Here is a 3992-nt window from a genome sequence, read left to right on the forward strand (position 1 = left end):
TATTTTTTAATCCATTTATAAATCGTTACTTCTGATACACCATACTCGCTGCTTAATTCTTTCACAGATTGGTCTGAATGATATAATTCAACAACCATCTTTTTAAATTCTTCATTAAAGTTCTTGTTTGCCATACGGACACTTCCTCCTTGAAATCCATTGTAAGGACTTAACTAAGTTGTGTCCATATGACTATACTAACTCCACATTATGAATACCCTAAAACCAGGACAGGTCTATGAAATAAAAGACGCTTATATTGGAAAAGATAAAAAACTATTAACCCGGGTGATTATGTATCGATTAACAGAAAAATAACTTCGTGAGCGTATGAAAAAGCAATTGTATACGGAAAGTAAAAAAGGCATTACGTATTCGGAAAAAAGCAAACGATTATCTGGCATGAACCTATATGTTACGAATACCCCTTGGGAGATCGTTCCGATGGAACAAATACATGATTTTTACTCCCTGCGTTGGCAAATAGAAATTATCTTTAAAACTTGGAAATCCCTATTTCAAATTCATCACTGGCAAAATATCAAACAAGAGCGATTAGAATGCCATGTTTATGGAAAACTCATTGCTATTTTTATATGTTCTTCTATTATGTTTAAGATGCGACAATTAATTTTACAAAAGAAGAAACAGGAGTTAAGTGAATATAAAGCAATTGGAATGATTCAAGATCATTTACACATTTTATATCAAACCATACAGCAAAACACCCAAGAAATAACAAAGATTCTAATCCGCCTGTTCCACTTACTTCAGAAAAATGGTCGGAAATCTCATCGATACGAGAAGAAAACACTCTTTGATATTTTGGGTGTTGTTTATGAGTATAATGGATCGAGAAAACAAAAGAAAGCTGCATAATTTTTGAAATTTAGCCAATCTAGGTTTATTTGGTATGCTTATTTTTAAGGACACAAAATATTTTAGGAGTTTTTTCGTTCATATGAACGAAAGTTCATTTTGTTTCCGTTCTTAAGTTGATGGGCATGGGCTAGCCCCCCTAACCCCCCAGCCAGCACTCACACCCGAAAACAAGGAGAAATAAAAACCAACTAACCCCGAAAAAGGGTTAGTTGACGTAAAATCCGTTATCGGTAGTTTCGGCTAGTCCTAAAGGTTTTATATTGGATATTCATTCAACCAAATTAATGCTTGTTCATAATCATCAAAAAAATTTACAGACTCTTTTGTATTGGACTGTTGTAAATAATTCATTATCTCTCCTTCCTCAAGGAGAAACGCAATTGCTTTACTATGATTCAAAATGTTTTCATTGAAAAACTTATCTTTCCATGCTTTTTGAACTGAAAAATGATCTGGAGTGTACCCTTTTCTATCTACCAACAATTTGTATTTCCGACCTTCGGAAATGAATTGCTGACAAACTTTCTCGAATCCGTTAAACCATTCATTAACATCATCTGTTTTAATCTTGCCAATCAGATGGGTAACAATTAAATCTCCTGAAACCGTTGTGCTAATATTCTGTTTACTCAACTTGGAATCATCCCCCTTAGTTACAATTATGTGTAAAAAACTTTATGAAATCAATTAAAAAAAGGAATGATTATTTTTTTATGAATAATATATACATATCTACTTAACATAACGCAACATTATCGGAATTTGTTTAAAAAATATACACTCAACAATATGGTACTATATGGATATTAAATCTTTTTGAAAGAGGGATCATAATGATAAAAAGAGGACTCATTCCAGGAATACTTCTATTACTTATCGTATCTGTAGAAGCTTATTTTAGTCGGGATTGGAGCCACATTTATTATGTATGTGGAACTTTTGGGTTAATTAGCATTGGGTTAGCTTTGGCTTACTTCATTGATAGTTTAATTTTAGGTAACAAAGGAACCTTTTCTTCAAAAAAGGAAACGCGTAAAATTGGCCGTATTGATCAATCAAAAGGTTTTTTAATAATGGCTATTCCAAATCTTATAGCAGCACTAGTTTATATCGTCATTTAATGTATATTGTATACAAAACTAATTAACATAACATAAAATTATCGGTAGCAACTTTTTCATAGAATCCTTGTATTAGCAGGGATTCTTCTTTTTTATCTGGTTATCTCGTATACAAGATTTTATACATCGTTGATGTAGCGGGGATTCTAGGGATCCTCGTTACTCTTTTTTTGCATAAAATCTTGTATAATCTTAGTATGGTTTCTAATAGAGTGAGAACAAAAATATCAAGGTGTGTGTTTAAAAGGTCTCTTGATTTGTCTGAGAGACCTTTTTTCTTTTTGATGTTTTATATGGATAAGAAAGTGTAGATAGGTTAGAGGTGAATCTGGAGTGTTTGAGGAGTATACAACAAGTTTGGGTAATGTTGATTTTATAGAAAAAAAGAGGTGGAAAGTTTAGAAGTATTAGCAAAGATGAGAGAACTATCAGTACCACAGTTTTGTAAATTGACTTCGTTACAAGTGAAGATTCAACCAGCTAGACCAATTTATAATTGAAAGACAATATGTAATGCCAGAATCAGAGGTTTTATTGTTAGAAGAAATCCAAAAACGTTATAATACAGATAATCAATTTTTAAGAGTTGATAAAGAATTTAATGAGCGATTATATCAACATGTTGTGAAAATAAAGGGCGGAAATAAAAAGGAGACTATTTAAAGAAAAGGGGTATGACTTTTGAATAATGATAAAAGAAATAATGAATTAATTGTGTTATCTATGTCCATCGGAATGGGAATTGGAACAACTGTTGGTTTACTTATAAATAATCTTGCTTTAGGAATAGTATTGGGAAGTTCAATTGGATTTGCAATAGGAATGATTAGAGGGAATAAAAAAAAGTGAGACTAAGTAAACGAGATTTACATGGAGTAGAGGTGGTTGTATGTGTTGGTCAATCAAAACGGACCTAGCGAAGCAAAGGGAGTATTTGACTTGACCAACCGCACTATACCCGAACCCTCTTGGCACTGAACAAACTACGGTTTGTTCCTGCCAACCGGCGAGGGAGCCCCTCAAGAATGAGGGGTTGGGGAGTTCGATTGAGGGGGTCAAGGGGAAGAGTTCCCCTTGTAGGTTTGGACAAAGTCCAATAAAATCTTGTATAAAAACAGTTGAGTTATAGCGTTCTACACTGAAGAATAAAAACTTTTCTTTGGCTTTTAAAAGGAAAGTTTTACTTTTTTACAGAAGGAAAACACTATATAGCAACCGAAGAACAGCTTAGAACAGAGGGAGGACAAAATATGGCGCAAACGTATTGGGGATCTGAGGTAGCCAAGAACTTAGGGATTGGCTCAAGTACTTTACGGAAATATTGCCTTGCTCTGGAGGAAGCTGGGTATCCTTTCGAGCGCGGCAATAATAATTCTAGAATTTTTTATCATAAAGATGTAGCAACTATAGAACGGTTAGTAACAGCTATGAACAAGAAGAACGTAACACTAGAACAGGCTATAAATTTAGCAATGGCAAGTTTTGAAGAAAATGAGATAGCAACTGTTGTTACAGATAGCATAGTAAATACAGAACACATAAAAACATTAACGGAACGTATAGAACGATTAGAAGAGCTTAATGTAGAGTTAATTCAAAGGTTGGATCAACAAAGTACATTTTTACAGGAGACGGATGCTAAGAGAATAATAAGAGAGGAACAAAGAGATATTCAATTAATGCAGGTATTAAGAGAGATACAAGGGAGTAAGCGCCTCATAGCATCTTCAGAACAGAAGAAATCATTTTGGGATCGTTTATTTCGTAAAAAAATTATAAAGTTCTAATGTCGGAAAAAGAAGAATAGAAATATAGCATACATAGAATAAGGGAATGCTAGTATACTAATCTGTACTGCAGTCCATTTATGGCGATTTGCGATATCGTTGTACCAAAGGATAATATGCTTCGTCAATTGAATGAACTGGTAGACTTTTCTTTTGTTTTAGAAGAACTACAAGATAAATATTGTCTCGATAACGGTCGCAA

Annotated in this window: 7 protein-coding genes and 1 pseudogene; 6 read left to right on the forward strand and 2 right to left on the reverse strand. The window is 33.4% G+C overall.

Translation table 11 applies throughout. From position 1 onward, the window contains the following. A partial coding sequence (locus MR059_RS21335; RefSeq protein ID WP_242162026.1) for a transposase occupies window positions 1–134 on the reverse strand: 134 nt, incomplete at its 3' end. Window positions 135–204: 70 nt separating this feature from the next. Between MR059_RS21335 and MR059_RS21340 the strand changes: the two are divergent. Beyond that, window positions 205–879 (forward strand): annotated as a pseudogene (locus MR059_RS21340) (transposase); the annotation flags it as partial. Between the two features lie 258 nt (window positions 880–1137). Here MR059_RS21340 and MR059_RS21345 read toward each other — a convergent pair. Continuing rightward, window positions 1138–1545, reverse strand: coding sequence for an STAS/SEC14 domain-containing protein (locus MR059_RS21345; protein WP_087095705.1), 408 nt, complete (start codon window positions 1543–1545; stop codon window positions 1138–1140). A gap of 170 nt (window positions 1546–1715) precedes the next feature. Here MR059_RS21345 and MR059_RS21350 point away from each other — a divergent pair, with 170 nt between their 5' ends. The 5 genes from MR059_RS21350 to MR059_RS22530 all read left to right on the forward strand — a co-directional run. Next, the gene (locus MR059_RS21350; RefSeq protein WP_094374232.1) at window positions 1716–2003 is read left to right on the forward strand and encodes a DUF5316 family protein; all 288 of its coding nucleotides are present in this window, start codon (window positions 1716–1718) and stop codon (window positions 2001–2003) included. A 513-nt stretch (window positions 2004–2516) separates the two neighbouring features. Then, entirely contained in the window at window positions 2517–2666 is a 150-nt protein-coding gene (locus MR059_RS21355) for a hypothetical protein (protein WP_239431017.1), read from the forward strand. Window positions 2667–2684: 18 nt separating this feature from the next. Then, window positions 2685–2852 (forward strand): glycine zipper domain-containing protein, encoded by a 168-nt coding sequence (locus MR059_RS21360; protein WP_164468634.1) that lies wholly within the window; start codon window positions 2685–2687, stop codon window positions 2850–2852. A 401-nt stretch (window positions 2853–3253) separates the two neighbouring features. Next, the gene (locus MR059_RS21365; protein ID WP_048723152.1) at window positions 3254–3790 is read left to right on the forward strand and encodes a DUF3967 domain-containing protein; all 537 of its coding nucleotides are present in this window, start codon (window positions 3254–3256) and stop codon (window positions 3788–3790) included. An 80-nt stretch (window positions 3791–3870) separates the two neighbouring features. Continuing rightward, the coding region (locus tag MR059_RS22530; RefSeq protein ID WP_472927000.1) for a transposase at window positions 3871–3992 on the forward strand (122 nt) is incomplete at its 3' end.

The sequence above is a fragment of the Bacillus cereus group sp. BfR-BA-01522 genome (genome assembly GCF_022662635.1).
Taxonomy (GTDB): Bacteria; Bacillota; Bacilli; order Bacillales; family Bacillaceae_G; genus Bacillus_A; species Bacillus_A cytotoxicus.